We start from the raw sequence: 26,580 nt of genomic DNA, 5'->3' as shown, positions 1-26,580 counted from the left end.
ACGAACGGAGCGGGCATGACCTCTATTCGAAGAATTCCAATTCCAGCGTATTCAATGATGGACACATATACGACAATGACCGGTGCATACACCGATTGCTATGTGACCGAGATTCAGTTCGCAATTTCCATCCCCGAATTCGTTTATGCCTTCTACACAACGCCGCTCTTCAAACTGGAAAGGCTGATTCTACAGTTCACGGTTTCGAAACCCTCGACGGATTTACAGGCGAGACAGGCGGCGGAGGGAAAAATCGGTGAATTCGCCGCATGGACGGTGGAAGCGCGCGGAGGAAACGAACTGTTGATGTGCGACTTTCTCAGCCGCACACGCTCGTGGTTCATGACGATTCCCGTGGGGAAATCACGAACGCGGTTGTATTTCGGCACAGCGGTTGTTCCGAAAACAGGAAGAACAGAGCTTGGGTTTGGGTTTCGTGCCATGCTGGGGTTTCACCAAATCTATTCGGTGTCCCTGTTGTACTCGGCGAAAAGAAAATTGGAGCGCGGGGGCTGACCGCCTTGTCAAATCGATCTTCACACCCTACAATCGGTCTCAACGTTTCCCTCCCACTTTAGAAAGGATATGCACCCATGTTGAACCTTAATTCAGTGATGATCGGCACGAAACAGCCCAAAGATATGGTCGCTTTTTATGAAAAGTGCTGGGCAAGCCCGCGGATATGGTCGACCCCGAAAATGGATTTTGGGGCTGGCAGCTCGGCGGATCGTTCCTCGGAATCCTCAATCATTCCGAAATGGGCGGCAAGACCAAGGACCCGGGGCGGATCATGTTCAATTTTGAGACCGGGCAGGTCAAGGAGGAATTCGAGCGCATCAAATCCCTTGGCGGGATGAGCATCCACGAACCGTACGAGATGGGACAGGGCTGGATCGCCACGCTCGCCGACCCCGACGGCAATTACTTCCAATTGATGAATCCCATGAGTTAAAAATGAGCGAAAATATTCTCGCAAGATTATTCGAGCACAACAACTGGGCGAATCAAAAGATCCTCGAGGTTTGTTCCGCTCTGAGTGACGGGCAGCTCGACGCCCCGCCTCAATCCGCCACGGAGGGAACGATTCGCAGCACATTGCTTCATCTCGCGGATGCCCAACTCGGATACCTGCGGATTTTGACCCTGCCGCTCGAACGGAGACAGGAACCCGTCAGCGTGGAATTTGCCCAGGCGGGGGAATCGATCAAACAGACGGGAGAGGCGCTGTTGAATCTCGTCAGGGAGGAAAAATATCCAAGGGAAAGGCTTGTCACAAGAGACGGCCATTACGTCGAGCCGTGGGTGATTTTGGTCCAGATCATCAACCACGCCACCGAACACCGCGAGCAGGTCAAAAGCATGCTCACCGCGATGGGAATCGAACCGCCTTCGATCGACGGCTGGGATTACGGCGACATGATGAAGGCGCTTGTGCCGATATCAAAATGAACCAGCGTCGCGGAGAGGATAATGAAAGCGGTCATCCATAAAAAATACGGACCACCCGATGTTCTTCAATTCACAGAGGTCGTAAAGCCGGTCCCGACCGATGACCAAATACTGATCAAGATCCACGCGGTGTCCATCAACGGCTCTGACCGCGAAGGAATGATCGGCAAGCCGTTGTATGCCCGCATCGGAAGATTGCCCCACAACAACATCCTCGGTTCGGACATCGCGGGAGTGGTGGAGGCAGTGGGCGGCAACAACACCGAATTTAAAGTCGGCGATGAAGTCTTCGGCGAAATACCGGGCTACCATGGAGGCTTTGCCGAATATGTCTGCACGCACGGAAGAACCATGATGCTGAAACCGAAGGCGATGACGTTCGAAGAGGCGTCCGCCATTCCTCAGGGCGGGATCATCGCGCTGAACGGGATCGCCAAAAAAGGACGGGTCCGAGCCGGGCAAAATGTGCTCATCAACGGGGCGGGCGGAAGCGCAGGGATATTCGCGTTACAGCTTGCCAAACTCCACGGCGCGGAAGTGACATGCGTGGACAATCCGTACAAACTGGATTTCCTCCGCTCGCTTGGCGCGGACCATGTGATCGATCACACACGCGAAGACTTTACCAGGAGTGGAAAACGGTTCGACCTCATCCTTGACCTGATCGCCCATCGTTCCATCTTTGACTACGCCCGGACCTTAAAACCCAACGGAAGAAGTCTGTTTGTCGGCGGTTCGGTCTCGACGTTGTTTCAGATATTGTTCCTGGGACCAGCGATCAGAAAAATGACGGGCAAGGATGTGGGCATGCTGATGGTTCCACAGAACCGTGAAGACCTGGTTGTCATCACAGAACTTATCGAGGCTGGCAGGATCCGCACCGTGATCGATAAAACCTATCCGTTCGATGAGATTCGCGAAGCGATGCGCCACGTCAGCGAAGGACGCGCCAAAGGGAAGGTCGTCATAAAGGTTGCCTGAAACGTTATGTCCAAAAGACCGACGGACATCACCTATGAGGAAGCCGCTGCCGTCCCATTTGGCGGACTCGAAGCCTTACATTCCCTCGATAGGGCAAACATCCAACGCGGACAAAAGGTCTTGATCGTCGGCGCGGGCGGGAGCATCGGCACGTATTCTGTCCAACTAGCCAAACATTACGGCGCGGAAGTGACCGGTGTGGACAGCGGCGGAAAGCTCGAAATGCTGCGCTCCATCGGCGCAGACCACGTGATCGATTACACGCGGGAGGATTACACAAAGAACGGACAAAATTACGATGTGATCATAGATACGATCGGCGGGAGCCCGTTTGCAGGGAGTGTCAGGTCGCTAACCGAGAATGGAACTTATCTAAACGTGAATCCCAGGTGGCATCACAGACTTCAAATGGGATGGAGTAAAGGGAAAAGCGATAAGAAGTTACTCTTCTGGGAGGGAAGTTATACGACCAGGAATCTGCTCAGGCTGAAGGAATTGGTCGAGGCAGGAGCAATAAAACCTGTCATCGATAGAGTCTATCCCCTGGAGCAGATCGCCGAAGCGCACCGATATGTCGAAACCGATCAGAAAAAGGGAAATGTGGTGATAACGATGAGGAGTGAAGGCTAGTGATTGGAGACTGGAGACGGCTGAGAATTGGAGGAGTGGAGAATTGGTGTTGATTTCAAGAGGGCAAACAGACACCCCGATTGCTCAAGCCAATCAGGCGCCGCGCTGAATGGCGCAGCCGTGCCGAAGTGGTGAGGTTCGATTTCATTTATTCATAACGCTTCTTCAGTGGGAATTTGTCCCTTGCGCCTGTGTACACTTGTGCATATAATGGAGCCGTATGAGCTACGAATGGGATCCCGATAAAGAATAGCTAAATTACAAGAAGAATCGCATCAAATTTGCGGATGCTGTCGGCGTCTTCGAAGATGAAAAAGCCATCACGATTCAAGACGAGCATAAAGGCGAAGACCGTTTTATAACAATCGGTAGAGACTTCCTTAGTCGCATCCTGGTAGTAGTGTACACGTTTCGAGATATTGTTATTCGGATCATTTCCGCGCGGAAAGCCACTGCGCGTGAGAAAAAGATGTATGAGGAACAAGATGAAGAAAGAATATAACTTCAGCAAAGGCAAGCGTGGAGCGGTTCGCCCTGCGCCGAAGGGCAAAACGCGGATCACCATTCGCATCGACGACGATATTTTGGATTGGTTTCGCGGTGAAGTGGACGCCGCAGGTGGCGGTAATTATCAGACATTGATTAATAATGCTTTGCGCGAATATATTACCCACCAGCAGGAGCCCATCGAGGTAATTCTTCGGCGGGTTGTGCGCGAGGAACTGCACAACGTTTCGCACTGAGCGGACTCCCCTCTCCCGTGGGACGTGTGCCCCGAAGGGGTAGAGGGGGATAGGTGCCGCGCTGAGCGTGCCGAAGCGTCCCAACCCACACCCCGATTGCTCAAGCCGATCAGACGCCGTGCTGACGACAAGTCAAATCAATCGTCACAATCGGGGAGTTTCTGAGCAATTTGGCTTGAATTCAATTCAAACCCCTCTCCTGTCTACCACTCCGCTTCGCTTCGGGTATGCTTCGCGATCCCCCAAGGGGGAGAAGCCTTTGCTCATCAAACCAATCACTGACTTGGAAACCCAACTCCCCGCTTGTATAGAAAAGAAGTCAACTCCATACCCTCTCCCTTGGGAGCCCCACAGGGGTGCTACGCAAAGGGGCAAACGGACATGCCGATCACTCAAGCTCATCAGGGTGAGGTCCAACCCACACGCCGATTGCTCAAGCCAATCAAGGTGAGGTCCGATTTCATTTATTCATCAGTGCGAGTTAATAGAACATTGCCTTTTGAAATTTCTCGAGCCCAGCCAACTCTGCCCGACTCAGTTTTTACTTTCCACCAAGTTCCATCATGCGAGCATGTCGGCCCATCGATAACTTGTACTTTATCTCCTTTCCGAAGTACAAGAATCACATTTGCATCGCTAACTTGCGGAACTATTGGTTGCTCGCGAAGATTGACATCTAATTTTACTATTTCAGCAAAAGCACCTACTTGCAAATTTATCCTATTTCTATCGGGACATTTATAGTCTGCTGGAATAGGTTGGAGGTTAATTTGTGTTGAGATGGGTTTAGTTGTCGGGAGTGATGTAGGCCTAGTGGTAGCAGTAGAAAATTTCCGTAGAGTAGGTGTAGATATGGTTGTATTTTTGGTAGGAATTTGCTGAGCAGGAGTTATTGGCTTGATGTTGCTTAAGACCATAGCACACATACCAAATGCAAAAATAAAACAAATGATTAATGCCAATCGAACGCGTGGCTGTTTTAGCACTTGGCTAATTTTGAGTTGTATTATGCTCGATTGTGTACTATTTACCGCCGTTCCGCAGACGGGACAAAAACTTACATCGGATGGAAGATTTGCTCCGCAATTTGCACAGACATCGGGCTGTTTTAGTGTCTTGCCAGTCTTGGGGCAAAAACTTGCTTGATCAGGATGTTGATCGCCACAATGAGGACATTTCATGAAAACCTCCTTGTCAGAGTACAAGGCTCATTAGGGTAAAATCACAGATTAATACAAGGGTTTGTTGAGGCTTATGCCTCAGAGTACCCGAAAAGTGCCGCTCAACTCTTATCGTACTTTTTGAAATGAAAAAGAAAAGGTTCTTGAGAAGGTAGTCCAATTATTGCTTTTCCAATTGACAGGCTGTTTATATCCCAATCTTCCACAACATTAGCCTCCCGAACTTGTTCTACTAATCCGCGTGAAGCAACTGTAGCCATGTAGGTCTCTCGCTTACGGTTCTTTCCAAATAGTTGCTGCACAAATGTGCGGGTTGCTGAATCATTTACACGAAAAGCAACAGTTGTCATAAACCCTGATAACATGCTGCGGGCCAGTGCTTCTCCGTAGGCATGAAATACCTGTTCAACGCTTTGGACTCCTATGATGAACTTAGCTCCAAGGCTTCTCCCAAAATTAACACCATCATCAACATGTTGTAAATTTGGCACTAATCTAAACTCATCAATAATGAACCAAACATTACCTTCACTTTTTTTTCGGCAAAGTGCTTCCTTAATAGCAAGGTCTAGTATAAGACGATAGATTGGTGTCAGTATATTTCCCAGACCTAAATCGTACTCAACGAAAATAACCCGCCCTCCTTTATTGCGAATTGCCTCTCGGATGGAAAGATTTCCTGCTTTTCGGAAATTTCCTATTAATATTTCACGCGCTAATTGTTGAAGCTCAGAGATAACGCCTTGCGTCTGAGGGGAACGATCATCGGATATATAGCTGATCATGGCGCGTAAATCCAAATGAGACTCTAGCATCGCCCGAATTTCCGATGAAGGAGATTGATCCAAGAAAGTGCGTATCTGTGCATTATTTGTTTTCGACGGCCCATTTGAACGGAAGAAGTGCAATAAGATTGCCGAGAAAATATCTTTTGCAGCATTGGGAAAGAAAGGCTGTGTAGAATGCTCAATTTTCTCGTAAAATAAGGCGCGTGTAATCTCGAAGATGCTCTCTTCAATAGATTCTTCCAAGCCGACCTCTTTGAAGATATTCCAGTAATCTTCACCGCCTGCGCCTGTTGCTTTCTCATCGTTGCTGAAAACTATATCCCCTTTTCGATAGAATTCGTTGTAATAATCTCCTTTGGTATCAAAAACGAGCATGACATCATTTTGTGTCATATTTTTGCGTAGCTGTTCCATTATTTGGAAGATGGCATTTGTCTTTCCAGTTCCTATTCCCCCAAGAAAAAGAATATGCTTACTAAACAACTCATCGTTTAACGATATTTTAGTTTCTTGATTATTAGCCCCATTCCCAATTAATAAACAACGAGGATACTCACTAGAGAACTCTGGTGGATTGTCTCTTAATTCATGCCCCTCGAAAACTTCAATATTCTTCTTCGCCATAGCTAATGACCATACCCATAATATTGCTCATCACCCTCCGTAGCATCATTAGCTGGGGACTCTTTAGCAATTTCCTTACTTGCTTTTATTGGCTCTTCTGTTGATTGTCCCGCTTGTTCGTCCATCTCAGTTTTTGCTTCATTTGCTACTTCGCCTGCCACCTTGCCTGCCTCTGCGCCCGCTGGCCCGCCAGCCGCATCTCCAATGACCTCGCCTGTCGCGATAGTTGCTTCTTCAGCAAGTTTTTCATCTGCTAATTGATCTTCTGAGTCATTGCCTTGCATATTGGTGGCTACTTTCCCATGACTGGTTTCATAGATATTTTCCGCTATTTTGCCAATATCGTGTGAGTTATATTGACCATCAGTTATAGGTTGGACATGATCATTGACAAGGTTTTTTGCTCGGGTTTCAAGGTCCGCGTTAGCGGTATCATTATTTATCCCATAATCAGTTGGCGAGTTCAAAACTCTGTTGTAGAGATCGTCCCTGACAGGATTTACTTGATCATATGGTATCTGTAAAATAGAATTATCTGCCATGGCGCGAGACATTTCTTCTAGAGTTTTAGCATTTGCAAGTTGATACGGTAACTGCTCCGTTAATTTAGTATTGTCTTTTCCAGCATTCAACATATCCTGAGCGGCTCGTTGATTTGCCTTTGAATCTGGGTTGACGACATCTCGAAAATATTTGTTGTAATCTGCAAACCTTGGTTCACCTTGTTCTGTTAATCCCTTGACTTTGACAGATGATATACAATCTTTTGAAACTAAGTCGTAGTTCGCAAAATTAGACTTGCCTGTTAGGTCATTTAGATTAGCACCATTGATGCTTTCTTGAGATAACTCTTCTCCAATACGCCCTCGCAATTTATAAAGTTCAACTTCCCTGCCATCATGAGTTGGCTGATGAAATGCAACGTGTTCTCTTGCTCGTTGGGCCGCAAGCTCTACGATATCAACATTTCGCATTTGGTTTTTGACGGCTGTAGCCATTATTTCTCGCCTCGCAATTCTCTGGCTAATTTGTTAACCGCTGTTTGCCCATTTTTTGATACCTAAATCTCCGAGTTGTCGAATATCGATTAAGAGGGCTCCTAGTTCTCGGGTTACCTGTTCTGCGTCTTTTGCAGGACTGGCGCCAAGAGTATCTGGGGCTGTTGTGTCACGAGTAAGTATAGTCAGAAATGATGTTCCAGGGATAAATATTCCTGAACCCTTCATCGTCTTTGAACCAATGGTCAAACTAAAGGTACGTTGTTGCCCAAACAAATAAAGATAAATACCCAAATAGATAGCCAATAGGACAAGATAATTGAGGGGAGAGAATCGTTGAAAGAGTTCTGAGAATGCAATATTCCAGCCTAAGATTGCGCACCCAACGATGAAAGGGGCCCTCATTAAAGGTGCGAGAACGGGTAGTATTTCAGATGTTCTAACTTTATTCTGTAGCGCTTCGTCAACGGAGTTGAAAATTTGGTTTTTGGTCTTTTCATTGAGAATGTTAGTGGTAAATACCCAAATCGTTGAAAATGGCAGCATTAAGAGTATGGCAAAAATAGGATGAATTAGGAAAGGTACTCGAAAGGATAGAAAAGTCATTATAGCGAACACAATCGCAAATAAAATCGCAAAGTAAAGCCAGTTGATGGTTACTTCCAAATATGCCCTCACCCCCGCAGTATCTTCGAGCGGCATTTCATTAATCAGGAGACTTTTTCCTATTAGAGATCTTCCGCTGCTATGAAAAATTACCCGTTTATTGGTAATGGTAAGAAACCCAGTCGTGACAGGTGCCAGAAACCTGCGCAATCGAGTGCATTCGTAGGTGCGTACCACCTTCTCGTCTGCTTCGCCTAATTGAAAAATTGAGTCTTCCTGCTTCATGGCTTAATCTCCTCGTTTATCATTGGAAAGATTCGATTCGATTATTTTGCGCGCCATTGGTTAACGCCTAAATCGCCAAGCGTTTGAATATCCATGACCATAGCGCCTAACTCCTTTACCAAGGCTTCTGCATCTTCAGCAGGTTCTGCCGATAATGCTTTGGATGCCGCTGTGTTGTAAATGCCAAAACTGGAGATACCAGATATAGCGATAGGAGTACTTGAACCACCTTTGGAACCAACAGCTAACGACATGGTCGGGCGTCTAGAATACCAAAAGAAACAAACCAGCGCATAGATGACCACAAACATCGCAAGAACAAGAACGAAACCAGAACCTCCCGTACTTTGTTCGCTGTTGAGATAGTCCTGAATTTCATTTGAAATGTAACTTAAGCTGCCCAACACAGTTAGGGTAAAAGCCGCCAATGTTGCAAATGCAGAACGGAATATACTCTGTTTTGAGAGAAAGAAAGAAATTACTAGTGAAGCGAAAGCAAGAATCCACAGCAAAACTTGCAACGCTAAATACAAAACTTTCGCGGTAGTTTCCAACGACTCAACATCAAGATTGATGAGAGATTGATCTTGAAGGAAGAAGCGTGCCAAAGCTAATATTATGCTGGCTAATATAGTGATTACAACGTTGCCAAAAAAGATGGACAAGAAGAAAGCCCCCAAAAGATGTGTCAAGCTAAAATATGATCCTTTATATATACTGATACCCGATACGTCTTCAATGGGAACCTCGCTTTGAAGAATACTTTTACCTGCAAATGAAGTACCGAATGCATGAAAAACGACACGCTTGTTGGTAACTACAAGATAACCCTCAGCATTTAGGCTGAGAAGTAACGATTTGAAACTTGTACAATGATAGGTTCGAACTTCTAGTTCACTATCGGCAGGTGCAAGATTTTCTTCTAGAAGTTTGAATCTGGCACCTCCCTGATTTTTGATTGGCTGACTATCGCTTGGTTGTGAGGGAAGTGTTGTTTGAGCAGATGATATTGAACGTAAATCTGCGCCACATTTAATGCAAAAATCATACCCATCTGCATTTTCGTGTCCACAATTTTGACATTTTTTCATTTTGCGCTCCCTTTATGACTCAGCGGACTAAAAAGGTGTTTTGACCTTACTTGAAAATATTTTAGCACACTTCTGCTCGTAGTATTACATCAATCTATCATCAGCGTCTTGGGCAACCTCTCAGGAAATCCCCGTAATTTCAATCTTTCATGATTTTGGTTTCCACTTCTTCAATTCCCAACGGCGACAAATAAACTATCTCATTTGCTTTGTCGTACTCAATTAATCGTTCCCCATGAAGTTTTACTAACACATCGCTTTTGAATTCCCTTATGCGTGGATGTTCGACCCACTCGCATAGATCTTCTGTAAGCACACCTGTATCAGGCTCTGTGTAAAGGAGAACCAATGCTTGTTGTTTATAAGAAAGCCCTAATTTCAAAACTCGTTTTTTACCCGCAATGTGCCAGATAAATGGCAATTCCCTTTGAGAAAGAGCATCTACAATTGCTTGGGCTTCTTCAAGAGATAGTTTATGATAAATGCGAATCAGTTCACAGATAATCCAATCGCAAGCACGAACAATTGTCGCCATATCGATTTGATTAGCTTCAACATCACCGCCCACATGCCCTATCCCTCGCTTGCCACGCAAGGTATATAAATAAATAAGCGCGCGGGGAATAATTATCCTCGTCGATTCGTTCCCGCTTGTTATAGGAAGTTTAGTTAGTTTCCCACACTCATCAGCAAAATTTGGAATGTGCTTGCCGAAGGGGATAAAAGTTCCTGTAAGTTCATTTTGTAAAAACCGCAATACGCCTTCACAGAACTTTCCCGCGCTTAATCCTGCCGCATCCCATGACGAATCGCGGCTTGCGCCAGAATATCGCTTTTTCAGTTCCAAATATGCAGTTATTATTTTTTGTTTGAATTTATTTGGAACATTAGAAAGTGCGGTTTCTAAATCAATGTTACTAAGTGAAGTACTCGAATTGCCCATCTGCGTTCTTTTCCCTTTTTAGCCGTCCGTCACGAACAAACCTGGCAAGAGGACCAGATATTTGGTTGGGCTTCAAAATGGTTGCTTTCTTGTTTCTTGCTTGTTCAATAATGCTATTAAGAGTTTGGCGTTTGGAAAAGAAACTCTCATCAATCAACAATGATAAAACCGTTGCGGGTCCAGTCGTTTTTGATTTGGATTTCTTATTTTCAGTCTTGGATGTACTATCAGATTTCGATTTCCTCTTTGTTGACGACTTCTTCCTATCCCTAGAATCTGTTGTTGGGTCTTCTTGGCGATGGGTAGAGCTAACACCAAGAAACTCACTCAGAACAATCTCCACAACTCTCAATTGCACCGCTTCAGAATTAAAAGCGTTTACAACTTTTGCTAATTCAGTAAGTTGTGTTTTGAGTTCATCAAAATCACGAATAGTTGCCATATCTGCTCTCCCTGTCAACAAATTTGGACGAAACACGTTGGATGTTATTATAACATTTTCCTGAATTATCTCGGTCTTATTTTGTTCAACCCATTGTCAGCGTCTTGAGGTGAAAGAAAAAGCCGATGGTCAGTATCAACTATCGGCTGAGAGTGAGGCGGTTCTTCATCCACCACCAAATTCTCCCATCCACTAATTCTCAGGTCTCGATACGCCCCTCTTAAAGCGTTCGGGGCTACTCGACCATCAGTCTCTAATCTCCAATTACTACTTACCACTTACTAATTCCCAAAGTCGATTCGAATTCAACGGAATCTCCAGCACCTCAAAATCCACATCATACAACGCATCCTCCAACGCCTGCGCAAACAGCGGACCGACAGGTATCGCACCTGCTTCGCCCGCGCCTTTCACGCCCATCGGGTTGAGCGGCGAGAGCGTTTCGCCGTGTCCCGTTTCGATGCGCGGCACATCCAGGCTGGTGGGCAGGTGATAATCCATGAACGTGCCGTTGAGCAGCTGCCCGTTCTCGTCGTACGCCAGCCGCTCGTAAAACGCATTGCCGATGCCCTGCGCCACGCCGCCGTGAATCTGTCCATCGAGAATCAGCGGATTGATGACCTTGCCGCAATCATGCACGACGAGATATTTTTGGATTTGGATCTGCATCGTCTCGGGATTCACTTCCACGATCATGGCGTGGATGCCGCTGGCAGTGGCGCCTCGTTCTGGACCGAAATAGTTGGTCGCCTCCAACCCAGGCTCTGTCCCAGGCTTGACCGCGCCGCGCGTCGGGTTGGCTTTGTTCGCCAACTCACCCAGCGAAATGGATTGGCGCGGCATATCTGCCACGCGCACTTCACCGTCGGCGAGTTCGAGTTCATCCTCGGGCGCGTTGAAGTGTTCGGAAGCGAGTTTGAGAATTTTCTTGCGCACCACTTTCGCGGCTTCGTTGATGGCATTGCCCGCCACCACCGCGCCGCGGCTGGCGAACGTGCCTGCGCCCCAATAGAACTGGTCGGTGTCGCCTGTCACCACGTCGATCTTGTCCACGCTCACGCCGATCTGCTCGGCGACGATCTGCGCGTAACTCGTGAAGTGACCCTGTCCCTGCGTGCCCACGCCCGTGACGACCGACACGCGCCCGCTTCCCATCACCTGTACTTTTGCCCCCTCGTAGGGACCGATGCCCGTCCCTTCGACATATGCCACAATGCCGATGCCAACGTGTTTGCCTTCGGCGCGTAACTTCGGTTGAATTTCGTTGACGAACTTGTGATAGTCCATGCGTTTGAGCGTCTCGTCGAGCAGTGGTTCGTAATTGCCGCTGTCGTACACCAGCGGCGCAAAATCCTGATAGATGATCTCGTTGTTATACGGGAACTGATTCGGCTGGATGAAATTGCGCCTGCGAATTTCAGCGCGGTCGATCTTCAACTCTTTTGCGGCAATGTCCAACGCGCGTTCGATCACAAACACGCCATGCTGCCTGCCCGCGCCGCGATACGGCGTGACGATGGTCTTGTTGGTGAACACCGCCGTGAATTCGCTGTAATAATTCTTGATGTCGTACAACCCCAGCACGTTGGCTTGTGAGTTGAGCGCCACGGTCAGACCATACGGCGCATACGCGCCCGTGTCGTGCAGAAAGACATCATGCACGCCGAGAATGTGACCGTCCTTATCGAATGCGATCTCCGCATCGTGTATCTGTCCGCGCTCGTGGGTGGTGGCGACAAAATTTTCGGCGCGGTCTTCGATCCATTTGACGGGGCGGTTCAACTTCATCGCCGCCCACGGGACGAGCACTTCCTCCTGGTAGAACATCATGATCTTCGGACCGAATCCGCCGCCGATGAACGGCGCGATGACTCGGACTTGCCGCTCCGACAACCCCAGCATCCCAGCCAATCCGTTTCGAATCACGACGGGAGCCTGAGTCGTATCCCAGACAGTTAGCCTACCCGCGCGCTTATCCCACTCCGCGACGATGCCGCGATTCTCCATCGCAGCGGCACAGCCATGCTCGTAACTGAATCGCCGCTTGATGACCAGCGCCGCCTCTTTCTTCGCCGATTCATAATCCCCCTTCGTCTGCACAACATGTGCGGCAATGTTTGAGCCGATCACTTCGTGGATCATGGGACTGTCCGCTTGCAGGGCTTTCTCCAAATCCACGACCGCCTCGAGTGGTTCGTAGTTCACTTGAATATCAGCCAGTGCATCTTCAGCGATGTAACGACTCTCCGCCAGCACCATCACGATCGGCTCGCCCGCAAACTTGACCTTATCCTTCGCAAGCGGAACCTGCGTCTTCTCATTGAAGACGATGTCCTTGACAGGCGGCGGCGAAACCAACAACGGACCAGGCTTCCAGTAATCGCCCAGGTCGTTCGCGGTGTAAACGGCAATCACGCCCTTGCGCTGTAAGGCTTGCGAAACATCAATGTTGTTGATCCGCGCATGCGCATACGGACTCCGCACGAAAGCCGCGTGGAGCATGTTCGGTAAATCCACGTCGTCCACGTACAATCCCTGCCCCGTAAGCAGACGCGGGTCTTCGTTGCGTTTGATCCGTTCGCCGAAGTATCGTGTTGCCATAATTCTCCAGTTCTCCGTCATTGCGAGGGCGGTGCCTTTCCGCCCGAAGCAATCTCCAACCGCGTGACGGGGATTGCTTCGTCGGGCTATCGCCCTCCTCGCAATGACGATGTCATTGTTATGCCCACGCCACCGCCCTACAAAACGCTGCCTCTCCACCTTTGAACTTCCACGGGAAGACGCCGAGGGTGATGCGCTTGTTGTGCAGTTCCTTCAAACCGATGTCGCCGCCGAGATTCTCCACGTGGATGCAATCGTGCGGGAAGAGGGCGTTGTGGGTCAATTGATATGCCGAATCGGGGAACAGCTCATCCATCTTGTCCGCGCCGTAGATCGCTTCGGTCTTCGCGCGGACCTTCTGCCAATGTTCCAATCCGCCTTTGCCGAGGAAGCGACCGATGGGCAGGTTCATCGGGTGATCGGTGGAGATCATGTCCACGCCCCAGATGTGGATCTTTTTCTTCAACAGCCAGTCGCAGATGCTGTAATGCGGACCCGGGTGTCTTTGAATATATCGTTCTTCATCACCCGTTGGGCTGAAGAATGAATATTTGTGCCAGCCGGTGTGAATGAAGAGGATATCGCCGTCTTTGACTTCAACACGTTTTTCAATGTCTTCGGGTGTAAACAAGCCCAGGTCATCGAGCATGTCGCTCAAATCCACGATCACTCCCGGACCGTAGCACCACTCGATCGGGATCTGGTCAATCGTCTTGCCGTGAGTCACGAAATGTTTGGGCGCATCCAAATGCGTGCCCATGTGATTCGACGTCATAATGTACTGGGCATTCACTCCCTGCTCCGCTTTGCGTTTGATGTATTTCACTTCAAACGGCGGGTAGAAGGGCCAGAACGAAGCGTCGGCGTTCAGGTCTTGGGAAAGGTCGTAGATTTTCATGAGGTTCTCCTTTAGTTTGGTTGGTTGATTAAGAGAATTGGAGGATTAGAGAATTGAGAGTGTGGGCGGTGATTCCAGCCAGGCGATGTCGGTTTCGTCAAAAAGGATGTCTGGAAAATCGTCTGGCGAGCGTGATTTAAGATATTCGACGGGACTTTCTTTTACGGTTTTAGCAACGGTAATTTCACCAGAGCGTTGACCTTTGAGGCTGGAGATGTACAAATTGAGTTGACGGGCTATGTCGGTTAGACGGGTGACGTAATTTTGAGAATCAGCAGAAGACATCAGTTCACGAGCAGAGGCTCGATTGAGCCAGTACTTGGTCTCGAATACACTTCCACGAGCATAATACAGAAACTGGATTTTCTCCCCAAAATGATACCGCCCAAATGACTCGGCGATATTCGCTCCAACAGAATCAGCGGCGCGAGCAATTTGCTTGCCCACAACATCTTTGGCGAAATCGTTCCATCCATGAGCAACTTTGTAGATCGCGTCAGCCACTTGCTCAGCGCTCTTCAAGACTCTGACATCCTCTAAAGAAGTCGGCATACGAAATTCTCCAATTCACTAATTCTCAGATTTTGTATTTCTCTGCAAACGCCACCAACGCCTCCTCAAAAATAGCCAGCGGCGGTCTCACCAACCCCGCTCCCACCTGACCCACACCTGCATTCTTGTGCGCAATGCCTGTGTTGATGCGCGGTGTGATTCCAAGCTCAACAACTTTGCGAATATCAATGCCCGTCGGTGTGCCGCGGAAATCAAGTGATGGCATCGTAAAGTATTTGCTTTCGGCAAATGTGATCTCATACATTTCAAGCGTCGCATTCATCGCATCTTTCGGCGTGCCACCGACGAACGTGACAATCGCGGGCGCAGTCGCCATGGCGAATCCACCGATGCCTGCGGTTTCAGTGATGGCGCTGTCGCCGATGTCGGGATTGGCGTCCGCTTGGGAAAAGCCCGAGAAGAACAGACCCACTGGAATTTCGGCGGGAGCCGTGAACCATTGCTTCTCGCCGAGTCCGCTGACTCTGATTCCAAAGTCCGTGCCGTTGCGCGCCATTGTGGTGACAATCGTCGAGCCCTCCACGCCATGTGCCGCGTCGGTCATCGCTTTGCACGCCGCCATCACGGGGTTCAACACGCTCAACGCGTTGTCGCCGATGAACTGCAACACCTCAGACATCGCCGCGCTATCCTTCATCGTCTTTGCGATCAACGGTGAGATCAACTTCAAATACAACAGCGACCCCGCCTTGTTGCGGTTATGTCCTTCGTCGCCCATGTGCAGAGCCTCACTCATCAGCGCGCGCATATCAACGCCATTCGACGCCGCCAGCGCATCCGCCAGCGCGACGCCCAGCACATCGTTCATCCAATACAGTTTCTTCAACACCTCATCGCTGTACGCGCCGTAGCGCAAAACTTTTCCGTAGCCTTCATTCAAATTCGAAAACGACTTGTTGCCATGCTCGGCATTTTCCACCACGTAGACTTTCATCGAAGCGGAGGTGACCCCCGCCATCGGACCGACCGCGCCATGATGATGACACGAATCAAATTCGACTTCGCCTCTTTCCACCATTGCAGTTGCCTCTGCTTCGGACGCCGCTACGCCCTCGAACAGCATCGCGCCGATGATCGCGCCTTTCAACGGACCCGACATCCGCGCCCACTCAATCGGCGGACCCGCATGCAGGAACAGGTTATCCTTCATCCCAGGGATGACATCGCGCGCGGTTGCGACTGCTTTGAGAATTGGTCGCGCTTCCATGAGGCGATTTACTGCGGTGGTATTGGCTTGGTCTATGTCCATGTTTATCTCCATTGATTTGAGAATTAGAGGATTGGAGAAATCTCTATTCCTCTAATTCCCTTTCTTGCCCTTCATCTTCGCCAGCAACGCCGCCATTTTTTCATTGCCACTGGCAGGCGGTTTCCACTCCACATGCACGGCTTGCGCACCTTGTGAGATCAGGCTGTCGTAAAACGACTCAAGCCCAACGTTGATCGCGGCGAGGGGTTGTTTGAGTTGATCCAAATTTACAGGCGTGAAATCATCCTTCTTGCTGGTACTGAGTCTAAGACTGATGTGTTCAACGGCTTCGGCAGCGGTGCGAAAGACCGTAACGCCTGCAGCCTGTAATTGCGAGACTTGAGACTGGAGGTTTTGTGGGTCATCATCCGTGCCAATGACCATCGCTACAAACTCCAATTCTCCAATTCTTGTCTTTCGAATCTCATTAATTACAGGAACTAATTCTCCCGCCGGATCCATATGTGAACCTTCACCTAAAACCACGTCAAAAAGAATCATCCCCACTTCGGCATCAGCCGCTTCCTGCTTCATGCGTCGGATGCGCAGGTCGTTGTCGATCATCGGGTGCAGACGACCAACCATGAAGAACTCATCGCCGAGGTCTATGATTGTGTGGGCTTTGCTGCGGAGCGGGTCGGAGAGTATCTGAGAATTAGTAATTGGAGAATTGGAGTAGATGGGAGATAAAAACGATTGCAAACCCAGGAGAGTCTCGTAGGCGAGCGTTCCGCCTGAGAACAAACCACGAACAAAACGAGAATTTGAGGAGTGGAGAATTTCTGCATCTTCAATTCTCAAAGTCTCCAATTTTCTAACAGCGATTTCCGCCGCTTCACTCAAACTGATCGCAAACTGCAAATTGCCGATCTTTCTTGCAGGCGGGGGGTAGCCAATGAAAAAGACGACAACTGGTTTGCCAGTTCCCTGCGCGGCGGAGATGATGCTTGTGGCAACATCGGGCGATGGCGGTTTGGAGATCAACACAATGACTTTCGTTTCGTCATCCCGCGCCAAGGCATCAAGTGCCAAGTGTGCAGTTATCGCGCCGACTTCGGATTTCAAATCCCGCCCGCCCGTGCCGATGGCGTGCGAAATCCCCGCGCCGAGATTGTGGATTTGCGCCGTCACGGCTTGTGTGCCTGTCCCCGATGCGCCGACGACACCGATAGAACCGCGCCGGACGCGATTTGCGAATCCCAGCCCGATGCCGTTGATGATGGCGGTGCCACAATCGGGTCCCATCACGAGCAGTCCCTTTTCACCTGCGGATCCTTTTAACGCGATCTCATCTTCAAGCGAGACGTTGTCGCTGTAGAGAAAAACGTGCTTCCCAAGATCAAGCGCTTCTCGCGCAACACCAGCCGCAAAGCGACCGGGGACCGAGATCAGCACCCAATTTGCCTCAGGCAATTGCTTGACCGCGCCGCTCAAACTACGCGGGCGGAAGTCGAGAGAATTTGGAGAATTGGAGGATTTGCGACGTAGGAGCAGTTCATCAACCTGACCGATTGCATCGTTCGCAGCTTGATCGTTTTCGGCTTTGACGACGATGAGCAAATCGTCGGGGTTGGCGGTGATGGATTCTGGCAGGAGATTATTTGCCGCGAGCAATTCACGGTTGGCGGGGGTTGCCATCACCACACCCGCATCCACGACGCCGCTCAAGCCGAGCAAGCCGCGTTGCAGTTGCATCAACACGACCGAGTCGTAATACGCTCCCGCGCGGACGTTCCACTTGACGACGGTCATATCGCCCTCACTGCTTCCTCGATCTCTTTCGCCCATGAGAACAAAGACTCGTCCGCATTCCACTTGCCGACCAGTTGCAAGCCCATCGGCAGATTGTCTTCACTCTTCGTGGTTGGGATGTTGATCGCAGGGAAGCCGACCTGTGTCCACGGGAGGCACATGACGGGGTCGCCAGTGGAGTCGAGTCCTTTCGGAGCGGGTCCGATGGCGGGAGGGCAGATCCAGAGGTCGATGTTGTTTTCGGTCATGGTTTGGGTGATTTGGTTGCGGAAGGCGTCACGGGCAGAGATTAGAGATTGGAGATTGGAGATTTTTTGTCCGCGTTTGATGAGGTCGGAGAATTTGGAGGAGTAGAGGATTTCATGTTTGGCGAACCAGTCTTTGTGGACTTGGGATGCGTCAAATGACATGATGGCGTCGTGGCGATCACGGATGTCTTGGAAGTTGTCCATGATTTGCACACGGCGGATGTTATAGCCTGCTTGGGCTAGGATATTACATAGGTCGTTGAAGCAGGCTAAAGCGTAGTCTGAAGCGCAGGAGAGGTAGGGACCTTCGGGGATACCAAGAGTCGGCTTACGAGTCGTAGTCTCCAATTCTCCAATTCTCCAATTCTCTACCAACACGCTTGCAACCTGTTTTACAGTATCAACATTTGAGGCAAAGAGTCCAATATGATCAAATGTTGGCGATAGCGGAATGACGCCTGCGCGAGAAATTCTTTCGTAGGTCGGTTTGAAACCGACCGCGCCACAAAACGCGGCGGGACGAATGACCGAACCGATTGTTTGGGTGCCGAGCGTGAGGTTGCACATGCCCGCACCGATGGCGGCCGCGGAACCACTGCTCGACCCGCCTGGCGTATGACCTGGATTATGCGGGTTGCGCGTGGGACCGGGAGTGAAGTAGGCGAACTCGGTGGTGACGGTCTTGCCCATGACGAGCGCTCCAGCATTTTTGATTTGCGTCACACTGGTTGCTTCTTTACCTTGGATATCTTCAGCGGGTAATTTACTTCCTGCCTGCGTGACGAAACCATCCACATGAAAAATATCCTTCACGCCCAAGGTCATTCCAAAAAGCGCAGGGCGACTGTTTACATCGGGATATTTTTTTATGAGTTCTTCGGCGTCATTGAGCAATCGTTCGAAGCGATTCGGTTCGGGAATAAATGCCAAAACTTCAGGCTCACGGGAATCATAAAGCGACTGGAGACTGGAGATCAAATCTCGCGGAGAGAGATCGTTATTTCGAAAGGAAACTGTGAGGATGTCTGCATTCATAGTCTCAAATCTCTAATCTCAATTCTCCGATCCACTAATTCTCCGCTTCTCGCATCTTATCTGCCGCCAACTTCACCGCATCCACGATATGCTGATAACCTGTACAACGACAAAGATTGCCCGAAATCGCGTGACGTATCTCGTCTTCGGTGGGATTCGGATTTTGTTTGAGGAAGGGAACCAGCGTCATCAAAATACCGGGGGTGCAATATCCGCATTGCAGACCGTGCGCTTCCCAAAACGATTGTTGCAACGGATGCAGGTTGTCTTTGTCAGGCGCGAGTCCTTCGACGGTTGTGACGGAATGGCCATCTGCCTGTACGGCGAAGATCAGGCACGAGCGCATCGATTCGCCGTCGAAAAGGATCGTGCAGGCGCCGCACACGCCGTGTTCACAGCCAACGTGCGTACCTGTCAGCCCGAGTTCATGGCGCAGGAAATCGCTGAGCAAGAGGCGCGGCTCCACATCGCGAGTGTATTGTGTTTCGTTGACTGTCAAAGTAACCTGGGTCATTGCGATTCTCCCGCGCGCTGCGCAGCCTGCTTCAATGCTTTTTGTGTCAGCACTTTTGCCAGATGACGTTGAAAATCTGTTGAGGCATGGATGTTTCCGAACGGATTGATCTCATTTTCACTGGCATGAACTGCAGCAGACTCGATCGATTTGTCGCTGAGACTCTCCCCCGCCAACATCTGTGCGGACGCAACTGCATCCACGGGTCCATCGCCAGCGTTGAGATACACGAGTGTTGCAGACTTGCACTTTCCATCTTTGTCCAGCGTCACCAGCGCGGCGACGCCCATCATCGCATAATCGCCCGAACGCGGCGCAACCTCCATGAACGACCAGCCCGTGCGCGGCGGCATGAACGGAATTTCGATCTCCGCCAGGATCTCATCGGGTTCGAGCGCGGTCGTGAACATCCCCGCAAAAAAACCTTTGGCGTCGATCCAGCGCTCGGCGGATTTATTTTTCCCCTTCAACCTTGCATTCAAAGCGACCATCAACATCGGCAATTCGGCGGCGGGGTCGGCATGGACAATACTCCCGCCGATCGTGCCGCGGTTGCGGATCTGCGGATGCGCAATGTTCGGTACGGCTTCATGCAAAAGCGGAATCCGCTTTTCGATGGATGCATCGAATTCAAGGTGGCGTTCACGCGCCATCGCGCCGACGCGAATCGCGTTTCCCTCTTCGCGGATAAAACTCAACTCCACCACGCGGTTCAAATCGATCAACAGGCTGGGTTGTACCACGCGGAAATTCATCGCAGGCACAAGGCTTTGGCCGCCTGCCAGGATCTTTGCCTCTCCCGCATGCTGGCTCATCAAATCCAATGCTTGCTCGAGCGATGTCGGGGCATGATATTCAAATGGAGCAGGTTTCATAAGACTTCATGTCATTGCGAGGACGTTAGTCCGAAGCAATCTCCTTTTAATGAGAATTGGAGAAGTAGTGACTAGAGACTGGAGACTGGCTCCGCTTCGTTCTTAACCGATACTTGATTCTCTTTCCTATAACTTTTCACCACCTCAGACATAATGGCAAGCGCGATCTCCTCTGGCGTGGAGGCTCCAATATCGAGCCCAATGGGAGCGTGCAACCGCGCAAGTTGATCCTCGGTCATGCCGTAGTTCATCAAACGAACGCGGCGTTTTTCATTTGTGGTCTTGCTCCCCAATGCGCCGATGTAAAACGCAGGGCTGGTCAATGCGATCTTCAACACGGGATCGTCCAGTTTCGGGTCGTGCGTGAGCGATGCGACCGCGGTGGAGCCTGTGACCTTGATCTGCCTGAACGCGTCATCGATCCATGATTGGATCAAAACATCCACGTTCGGGAATCGCTCTGCATTCCCCCACGCCTTGCGCGGGTCGATGAGAACAGTTCGGTAGCCGAGCGTCTTCGCCAACGACACCAACGCGACCGCGATATGCACTCCGCCCATCACTATGATGGTTGGCGAGGGAAGAAACACATCGAGAAAAACTTCCAATGTGTCACTCAACTGCACACGGCATGATGTGCCCTGGTAAAGTGCATCTATGCCAATCTTTAACACCGCATCGTTCCATTCGTTGCCGAGCGAGCCGGCGATGAGTCCGCTTTCGGATATCAACAACTCATGTCCGACCAAATCATCCGCGCCGCGGATGACCGTGATATGAACAACAGGCATTTCATCTATTAATGATGATCGTAGAGTTTGGAATAATTCAAGATCAAGGGGTTGAACAAAGATATCTATGCTTCCCCCGCAGGCGAGTCCCACCTCCCAGGCAGTCTCGTCCGCGACGCCAAAGTGAAGCAATCGGGGTCGCTTGGATTTGAGGGATTCAAGTCCCGCTTCGATGACCGCATTTTCCACGCATCCGCCGCTGACCGAGCCGACGATCTTTCCGCTGGCAGTGAGCGCCATGCACGAACCCGCCTTGCGCGGCGAGGAACCCCAGGTTTGGATCACGGTGGCAAGCGCGATGGTTTCCCCTGAGGCTAACCATTTTTCGACATCCGTTAAAATATCGCGCATCCTAAGGTTGCTTTCGGCGCCGTCTTCGCCGCCGGGGACGGCGGCTTGCGCGCGTTGTTATTCCTTCTCTATCCTCTTCTTCACTTCATCGTAAAACACCCCTGCCAGTTTCTGTGAGACGGGAACCATCAACCGTGAAACGAGGCTCGCCAGTTGACCGGACACATTGACATCCGCCGTCCAGTTGACGAGGGTTGAGTTTTCCGGTCCATCGCTGAGGGTCATTTCACAGACCGCGTCTGCCGCGCTGCCTGTTGCCGTGCCATGCGCCTTGAGTTTGGCGCGGTTGGGTTCGTCTAATTCGAGAATATCCACATCGCCGGAGAAACGCGCTTTCACGGAGCCCAGTCCCACCGAGATCACGCCGCGGTATTTTTTGAGATGTTCGATGGTTTCGATCTTTTCCACACCGGGCGCACATTGCCCGAGTTGATTCGGGTCGGTGAGGAAATCCCAGACCCTTTTGCGCGGGGCTTTGACGGTCACGTTACCTTTGAGTTGCATGATGCATTCTCCTCAAAACGGACGTAGGCGAACATCCGCTGCACGTCTGTGTGTAGTCCTGCCAGGCAGGCTTGGAGTGTAGCACAATGAGGAGACGAGAGTCAACGGGGTGGAAACGCGCGGGAAACAGGGGCAGCCCAAGGGGTGGGGTGAAGCGGATTTTCATCTGGAAATGGCTTGAATCCGCGTATCCCGGTCCGAATTCGAGGGTTATGTACAATTAAGATGAGACCAATCAGAGTGCAGGGATTTGATTCTGCGTTGAACATGCTCATTGCCCGTGAGCCTGTCTGCCATTTATTCTGTCGCCGTGCGTAAGATGCTGGCGACTTTTTATTTGGAGGTGCGAACACAACTTGATACATACACTCGCAACCGTCGGAAAGGAGAATGGACCAGATGGCAACAAAGAAGAAAACCAGTAAGGCAAAACCCGGCAAGGCAAAGGCAAGCCTGGCAAGACCAACCCAAATCGTCAAAGGAGAGAATGCAATGGCTAAGAACAACATAATGGGGTATATGCCCAACGATACCCCTCCAATGGGACAGACCATCCTGTTGGGCTTCCAACACGTGCTGACGATGTTTCCTGCAACCGTGTTCGTTGCGGCTTTCTGCGGTTTCCACGTGGGAACCGTGCTGCTGGCTTCAGGCGTTTCAACGATCGTTGCGCTCATTCTTTCACGCCGGAGCATCGGGACCTTCATCCCGTTGTTCTACGGCTCGAGCTTCAGTTACATTGCGGCATATCAAGGCATTTCAGCGGCGGCAACCGGCTCGCCGTATGTGCCGTTTAGCGGACCTCTACCCAACGATGTGATCAGCCTGATGCAGGCAGGGATCGTCGTCACCGGTTTGATCAACATCGCCGTTGGATTCCTCATTCGGGCAATGGGGAAAGCCAGTGTGGATCGGTTCCTCCCGCCGGTCGTGACGGGTTCCGTTGCTGCGATCATCGGCTTCGGTCTGGCAAAAGCCGCCGTGGTGGACCTCGCCAGCAACAATTTTCTGGTTGCGTTTATTACGTTGATTCTCACCATCCTGTTCTCGGTCTATTTGCAGAACAGGGGTTTCATCGGGATGCTGCCCGTGCTATTGGGCGGCATTGCAGGCTATATCGCTTCCATGCTGTTCGCTCCGGGTTCGGTGAACTTCCAGCCGGTTTTGGAGGCGAATCTCATTCAAATGCCCAACATCACCCTGCCCTCATTTGGAGGAGAGCTGCTCATCACCGCGATCGTCAGCATCTCGATCATGGCAATTGCCACAATCCCTGAATCGACCGCTCATCTGTATCAAATGAGTCTTTACATCGATCGATTCGCCGGGGAAACCGGACGCGAAAAACTGAACCTCGATAAAAACGTGGGTTACAACCTTGTGTTCGACGGTATCGGTGATTTTCTCAACGGCTTGCTTGGCGCAACTGCGGGGACGAACTACGGTGAGAACAATTCATTGATGGCGATCACCCGGAACTATTCGGGTCCCGCATTGATCTCTGCCGGTGTGATTTCCATTATCCTGGCTTTCAACGGGAACCTGGCGGCGTTGGTAAATTCGATCCCGCTGGCAGTGAGCGGCGGTCTTGCAATCTACCTCTTCGGCGTGATCGGCATGCAGGGCATTGCTTTGATGCAGGAGCATAATGTCAGCATGTTCAATCCGCGGAATCTTGCGATCGGTGCCGTGATCATGGTCGTGGGCATCGGCGGGAATATCGCTTATCCGAATGGATTACTCCCGCTCGTTATTCCGGGAATTTTCCCCAGCGGCTTGCCTGCCATTGCCACCGCGGCCGTGTTGGGAATCTTGCTCAATGCGGTTTTCCTGATCTTCAAACCGCCCATGGTCGAGACCGAGGCGCTCGACAAAGCGATGTCGGCTGCCGATTAAATTTACCGGAAAGAACAAGTAAGATTACGGGACAACCATTCGGTTGTCCCGTTTTGTTTGATCGTTCTCATCCGGCAGAGACTGGGTCATTGCCAGTCCGATTCCATTATTTGCGCCGGTGAAAATGATCGTCCGTTTCATGCGGATGATTTTGCCTCGCTTCCCATCAAACCCGCGGCGACAACTCCGGTGAGGAAATTCTGAAGGAAGATTTCCACCGCGCTGGCAGCGAGCAGGAGCAACGGCAGGGAGCCGATTTGCAGGACGAGCGGGACGATTCCGCCGATGGCGAATAACAGCCAGCCGGTTTTGAGCGTCAACTGGCGTTTTGTCCCGCGCGCGGAGAGGAGATAGAACAGAACCGAAAGCACGATCAACGGCGCACGGATGCTTTCAGCCATGAGCACAACCATCGGCGCGGGCACGTTCAAGCCACCCGCGTGAGCTTCGTAATAAGGCGCAGTTACAAGCGAGTAATTTAACGCGCCGAAGAAAAAATAGAACAACAGATAACTTATCGAACTGACGACGAACCGCCACAACCACGAATACCATGGGCGCGCGCGAAGCGCATCTGCCCAGGAGACGGCGGGCTTGCCAATGGATGAAAACAACAATACGATGGCCAGCGCCGCGCCTGCCGAAGCCAGCAATTGCTGCGCAAACAACACAGGCAATGGAATTGTCACCAACTCTGGCGCAAAGTATGCACCTTCAATGGCGACCGAACCGAGGTTGAAGAAGATCAGGCTGCCCCACAGAATGAAATGTTGAAGGCGGGTCAGCGTTAGGTGTGAAGCAAGCGGTCCCAGGATTACGCCGAGAAGAATGCTGGCGATGAGCAGCCAGGCGAATGTGGAGCTATTGCGGGTGCTTGATGCCATCTGCGCGCCCAACATTGCGCCAATCATTCCCGCCAGAATCAGACCTGTGACATATCCGATCGCAACCAACAGGCTGCGCCAGAAAACTTTCCAGACCGCTTTCATTAAGTCCATCTCGACCTCCGTTCTATCTTCCAATCGATCCTTCGGCGCGTGCCTTGATGCCCAGCATCATGCCGCGCACCATGATGAATTCACCGGGGCGGATCACGTCCCACATCCAGCCTACTTTTGCATCCCGTGAGCGCAGGATAAAGCGTGTCGAGCCGTCGCTTTGAGGTGCAAGGATGAACTGCCAGACATCGCTCCAGACGCCATCTGTCTGATGTCCCATCACGATCACGCGGTTCGGTTCTATGACCGCCACTTCGTAACCGGGCGGCATGTTGTTTTTACACATCAAGACCTTGTCGCCCACTTTCAATCCCTGCCATTCCTCGTGAATTCGGTTTGCGTTGACCTGGGAGCATTGCAGGAGCGCTTCGATCCACGTGTAACTGTACATGCCGCCTTTATCCGCGCCAAGTTGGACGATCCACGGATAGATATCTTCAGGGGGCGCGTGGATGGTAATGGCTCGGGTGTAGGCGATGCGCGGAGATGGGACCAACTCATCCCCTGCGAATGAAGCGGCAATCTCTTCGTCAGTCGCGCCCCACCTGTCCATCCATGGCAGGAGGGCAAACATCACGATCAAGGCAAGGAGTCCGATTCCAGCCGGAATTCCAATGATTTTGAGAAATTTTTTCATGGTAATCTCCATGCTGCGATAATAGCCAGCCGGGAAATAAAACTCCCCAGCCGATGGAGGAGTTTTCATACTGGTCGGGTGGATAGGTCATGTTTGAAATTACATTGTGTCTGCATCGCCTCTGGGCTAAAGATTAGGACTCACTGACTGCCCGTCGTATTGCATCCGCGCTGTCCATTTCAAGCGCGCGGCGAGCCAATTCCTGCGCATCTGTCAGCGACCAGTTTCTCACGACCTGTTTCACCAAGGGAACCTGGCGCGGCGACATGCTGAGTTCGTCCATGCCCGCCGAGTCTTTTGTCGCGTTGCGGACTGTAAGTTTGCACTTGAACTGCGCCGCCCTGACAAACTCCGCCGCGGGGCGGGCGTGCAAGCCGGCTTCATTGATGACTTTCAATCAGATATTCTGCATTTCGCGCCTTTCAAGCCAGCGTTTTGTGAATGAGCGCGAGCGCTTCGGCGGAATCTTTTGCCTGTGCCAGGTCTTCGAGCAGGCTGCCTGTTTGAATCAATTTGACCAATTGCCCGATCATCTCCACCTGTTTTTCGCGTTCCTTGACCGCGAGCAGAAAGATCAAACGCGCATCGAGCGACGTCGAACCGTCCGTGCCCATTTGCGCGAAAAGAACCGGCGCGTTCAACACGCCAATGCAAACCGCCGATTTGTTAACGTGGTCCGGGTCGGCGTGAGGGATGGCAACTGCCAGCGGCTGGGTGGGCAAACCCGTCGGGAACGTCTGCTCGCGCTTCCAAACATCTTCCGCAAAACCGGGCGAGACGTGCCCCGTCTCCACCAGCGCCGCCGTCAACGTCTGGATCGCCTCCTGCGCGTTCTTCACATTCATATTGACTAAAATATGATCCGTCCTGAGCAAATCCGTCAAAGTATTTTGCATT

At 50.8% G+C, this 26,580-nt stretch carries 28 protein-coding genes and 1 pseudogene; 8 read left to right on the top strand and 21 right to left on the bottom strand.

Features of this window, described 5'->3' with window-relative positions; genetic code table 11:
- Positions 1 to 57 precede the first annotated feature (57 nt).
- The 7 genes and pseudogenes from HS100_04275 to HS100_04245 all read left to right on the top strand — a co-directional run bounded on the left by HS100_04275 (position 58) and on the right by HS100_04245 (position 3,803).
- Positions 58 to 516, top strand: coding sequence for a hypothetical protein (locus HS100_04275; GenBank protein ID MBE7433107.1), 459 nt, complete (start codon positions 58 to 60; stop codon positions 514 to 516).
- 145 nt (positions 517 to 661) lie between these two features.
- Positions 662 to 952, top strand: coding sequence for a hypothetical protein (locus tag HS100_04270; protein ID MBE7433106.1), 291 nt, complete (start codon positions 662 to 664; stop codon positions 950 to 952).
- Positions 953 to 954: 2 nt separating this feature from the next.
- A complete protein-coding gene (locus HS100_04265) occupies positions 955 to 1,449 on the top strand; it encodes a hypothetical protein (protein MBE7433105.1) in 495 nt (164 codons plus the stop codon).
- Positions 1,450 to 1,470: 21 nt separating this feature from the next.
- Positions 1,471 to 2,430 carry an NAD(P)-dependent alcohol dehydrogenase gene (locus HS100_04260; GenBank protein ID MBE7433104.1) on the top strand — a complete coding sequence of 320 codons (960 nt, stop codon included), beginning with the start codon at positions 1,471 to 1,473 and terminating at the stop codon, positions 2,428 to 2,430.
- Between the two features lie 6 nt (positions 2,431 to 2,436).
- On the top strand, positions 2,437 to 3,060 hold the full coding sequence (locus HS100_04255; GenBank protein MBE7433103.1) for an NAD(P)-dependent alcohol dehydrogenase: 624 nt from the start codon (positions 2,437 to 2,439) through the stop codon (positions 3,058 to 3,060).
- 220 nt (positions 3,061 to 3,280) lie between these two features.
- A pseudogene (locus HS100_04250) lies at positions 3,281 to 3,562 on the top strand (BrnT family toxin).
- Entirely contained in the window at positions 3,546 to 3,803 is a 258-nt protein-coding gene (locus HS100_04245; protein MBE7433102.1) for a BrnA antitoxin family protein, read from the top strand. The pseudogene HS100_04250 and the gene HS100_04245 overlap by 17 nt, the downstream one beginning before the upstream one ends.
- Positions 3,804 to 4,267: 464 nt before the next feature.
- Here HS100_04245 and HS100_04240 read toward each other — a convergent pair whose 3' ends face one another.
- The 17 genes from HS100_04240 to HS100_04160 form a co-directional block, all read right to left on the bottom strand.
- Positions 4,268 to 4,984, bottom strand: a complete 717-nt coding sequence (locus tag HS100_04240; GenBank protein MBE7433101.1) for a zinc-ribbon domain-containing protein — start codon at positions 4,982 to 4,984, stop codon at positions 4,268 to 4,270.
- Positions 4,985 to 5,085: 101 nt separating this feature from the next.
- Complete coding sequence (locus tag HS100_04235; GenBank protein ID MBE7433100.1) at positions 5,086 to 6,396, bottom strand: type IV secretion system DNA-binding domain-containing protein; 1,311 nt, start codon at positions 6,394 to 6,396, stop codon at positions 5,086 to 5,088.
- A 2-nt stretch (positions 6,397 to 6,398) separates the two neighbouring features.
- Positions 6,399 to 7,394 (bottom strand): hypothetical protein, encoded by a 996-nt coding sequence (locus HS100_04230; protein ID MBE7433099.1) that lies wholly within the window; start codon positions 7,392 to 7,394, stop codon positions 6,399 to 6,401.
- 33 nt (positions 7,395 to 7,427) lie between these two features.
- A complete protein-coding gene (locus HS100_04225) occupies positions 7,428 to 8,285 on the bottom strand; it encodes a hypothetical protein (GenBank protein ID MBE7433098.1) in 858 nt (285 codons plus the stop codon).
- Between the two features lie 41 nt (positions 8,286 to 8,326).
- Positions 8,327 to 9,376 (bottom strand): zinc-ribbon domain-containing protein, encoded by a 1,050-nt coding sequence (locus HS100_04220; GenBank protein ID MBE7433097.1) that lies wholly within the window; start codon positions 9,374 to 9,376, stop codon positions 8,327 to 8,329.
- A gap of 139 nt (positions 9,377 to 9,515) precedes the next feature.
- Positions 9,516 to 10,319 (bottom strand): hypothetical protein, encoded by an 804-nt coding sequence (locus tag HS100_04215; GenBank protein ID MBE7433096.1) that lies wholly within the window; start codon positions 10,317 to 10,319, stop codon positions 9,516 to 9,518.
- Complete coding sequence (locus HS100_04210; GenBank protein ID MBE7433095.1) at positions 10,294 to 10,761, bottom strand: hypothetical protein; 468 nt, start codon at positions 10,759 to 10,761, stop codon at positions 10,294 to 10,296. Before HS100_04210 ends, HS100_04215 begins: the two co-directional genes overlap by 26 nt.
- Positions 10,762 to 11,028: 267 nt before the next feature.
- Entirely contained in the window at positions 11,029 to 13,362 is a 2,334-nt protein-coding gene (locus HS100_04205; GenBank protein ID MBE7433094.1) for a xanthine dehydrogenase family protein molybdopterin-binding subunit, read from the bottom strand.
- 118 nt (positions 13,363 to 13,480) lie between these two features.
- Positions 13,481 to 14,260, bottom strand: coding sequence for a cyclase family protein (locus HS100_04200; protein ID MBE7433093.1), 780 nt, complete (start codon positions 14,258 to 14,260; stop codon positions 13,481 to 13,483).
- A gap of 45 nt (positions 14,261 to 14,305) precedes the next feature.
- Positions 14,306 to 14,812, bottom strand: a complete 507-nt coding sequence (locus HS100_04195) for a four helix bundle protein (GenBank protein MBE7433092.1) — start codon at positions 14,810 to 14,812, stop codon at positions 14,306 to 14,308.
- A 25-nt stretch (positions 14,813 to 14,837) separates the two neighbouring features.
- A complete protein-coding gene (locus HS100_04190; protein MBE7433091.1) occupies positions 14,838 to 16,082 on the bottom strand; it encodes a DUF1116 domain-containing protein in 1,245 nt (414 codons plus the stop codon).
- A 51-nt stretch (positions 16,083 to 16,133) separates the two neighbouring features.
- Positions 16,134 to 17,834 (bottom strand): acyl-CoA synthetase FdrA, encoded by a 1,701-nt coding sequence (fdrA, locus tag HS100_04185; protein ID MBE7433090.1) that lies wholly within the window; start codon positions 17,832 to 17,834, stop codon positions 16,134 to 16,136.
- The gene (locus HS100_04180; GenBank protein ID MBE7433089.1) at positions 17,831 to 19,117 is read right to left on the bottom strand and encodes an amidase; all 1,287 of its coding nucleotides are present in this window, start codon (positions 19,115 to 19,117) and stop codon (positions 17,831 to 17,833) included. The genes fdrA and HS100_04180 overlap by 4 nt, the downstream gene beginning before the upstream one ends.
- A 34-nt stretch (positions 19,118 to 19,151) precedes the next feature.
- The gene (locus tag HS100_04175) at positions 19,152 to 19,631 is read right to left on the bottom strand and encodes a (2Fe-2S)-binding protein (GenBank protein ID MBE7433088.1); all 480 of its coding nucleotides are present in this window, start codon (positions 19,629 to 19,631) and stop codon (positions 19,152 to 19,154) included.
- Positions 19,628 to 20,506, bottom strand: a complete 879-nt coding sequence (locus tag HS100_04170; GenBank protein MBE7433087.1) for a xanthine dehydrogenase family protein subunit M — start codon at positions 20,504 to 20,506, stop codon at positions 19,628 to 19,630. The genes HS100_04175 and HS100_04170 overlap by 4 nt, the downstream gene beginning before the upstream one ends.
- A 71-nt stretch (positions 20,507 to 20,577) precedes the next feature.
- Positions 20,578 to 21,648 (bottom strand): XdhC family protein, encoded by a 1,071-nt coding sequence (locus tag HS100_04165; GenBank protein MBE7433086.1) that lies wholly within the window; start codon positions 21,646 to 21,648, stop codon positions 20,578 to 20,580.
- A 57-nt stretch (positions 21,649 to 21,705) separates the two neighbouring features.
- On the bottom strand, positions 21,706 to 22,152 hold the full coding sequence (locus HS100_04160) for a carbon monoxide dehydrogenase subunit G (protein MBE7433085.1): 447 nt from the start codon (positions 22,150 to 22,152) through the stop codon (positions 21,706 to 21,708).
- A gap of 399 nt (positions 22,153 to 22,551) precedes the next feature.
- On the opposite strand from HS100_04160, the gene HS100_04155 reads away from it, so the two are divergent.
- A complete protein-coding gene (locus HS100_04155) occupies positions 22,552 to 24,048 on the top strand; it encodes a xanthine permease (protein MBE7433084.1) in 1,497 nt (498 codons plus the stop codon).
- 137 nt (positions 24,049 to 24,185) lie between these two features.
- Here HS100_04155 and HS100_04150 read toward each other — a convergent pair whose 3' ends face one another.
- The 4 genes from HS100_04150 to HS100_04135 form a co-directional block, all read right to left on the bottom strand.
- On the bottom strand, positions 24,186 to 25,046 hold the full coding sequence (locus HS100_04150; protein ID MBE7433083.1) for a hypothetical protein: 861 nt from the start codon (positions 25,044 to 25,046) through the stop codon (positions 24,186 to 24,188).
- Positions 25,047 to 25,059: 13 nt separating this feature from the next.
- Positions 25,060 to 25,683 carry an SRPBCC family protein gene (locus HS100_04145; GenBank protein MBE7433082.1) on the bottom strand — a complete coding sequence of 208 codons (624 nt, stop codon included), beginning with the start codon at positions 25,681 to 25,683 and terminating at the stop codon, positions 25,060 to 25,062.
- 133 nt (positions 25,684 to 25,816) lie between these two features.
- Positions 25,817 to 26,080, bottom strand: a complete 264-nt coding sequence (locus HS100_04140) for an HPr family phosphocarrier protein (GenBank protein MBE7433081.1) — start codon at positions 26,078 to 26,080, stop codon at positions 25,817 to 25,819.
- A 25-nt stretch (positions 26,081 to 26,105) separates the two neighbouring features.
- On the bottom strand, positions 26,106 to 26,579 hold the full coding sequence (locus HS100_04135) for a PTS sugar transporter subunit IIA (GenBank protein MBE7433080.1): 474 nt from the start codon (positions 26,577 to 26,579) through the stop codon (positions 26,106 to 26,108).
- Between the last annotated feature and the right edge of the window lies 1 nt (position 26,580).

This window comes from Anaerolineales bacterium, assembly GCA_015075725.1.
GTDB lineage: Bacteria > Chloroflexota > Anaerolineae > Anaerolineales > Villigracilaceae > Villigracilis.
Note: the sequence above shows the minus strand (reverse complement) of the source record. Positions and strands in the feature narration are given on the sequence as shown.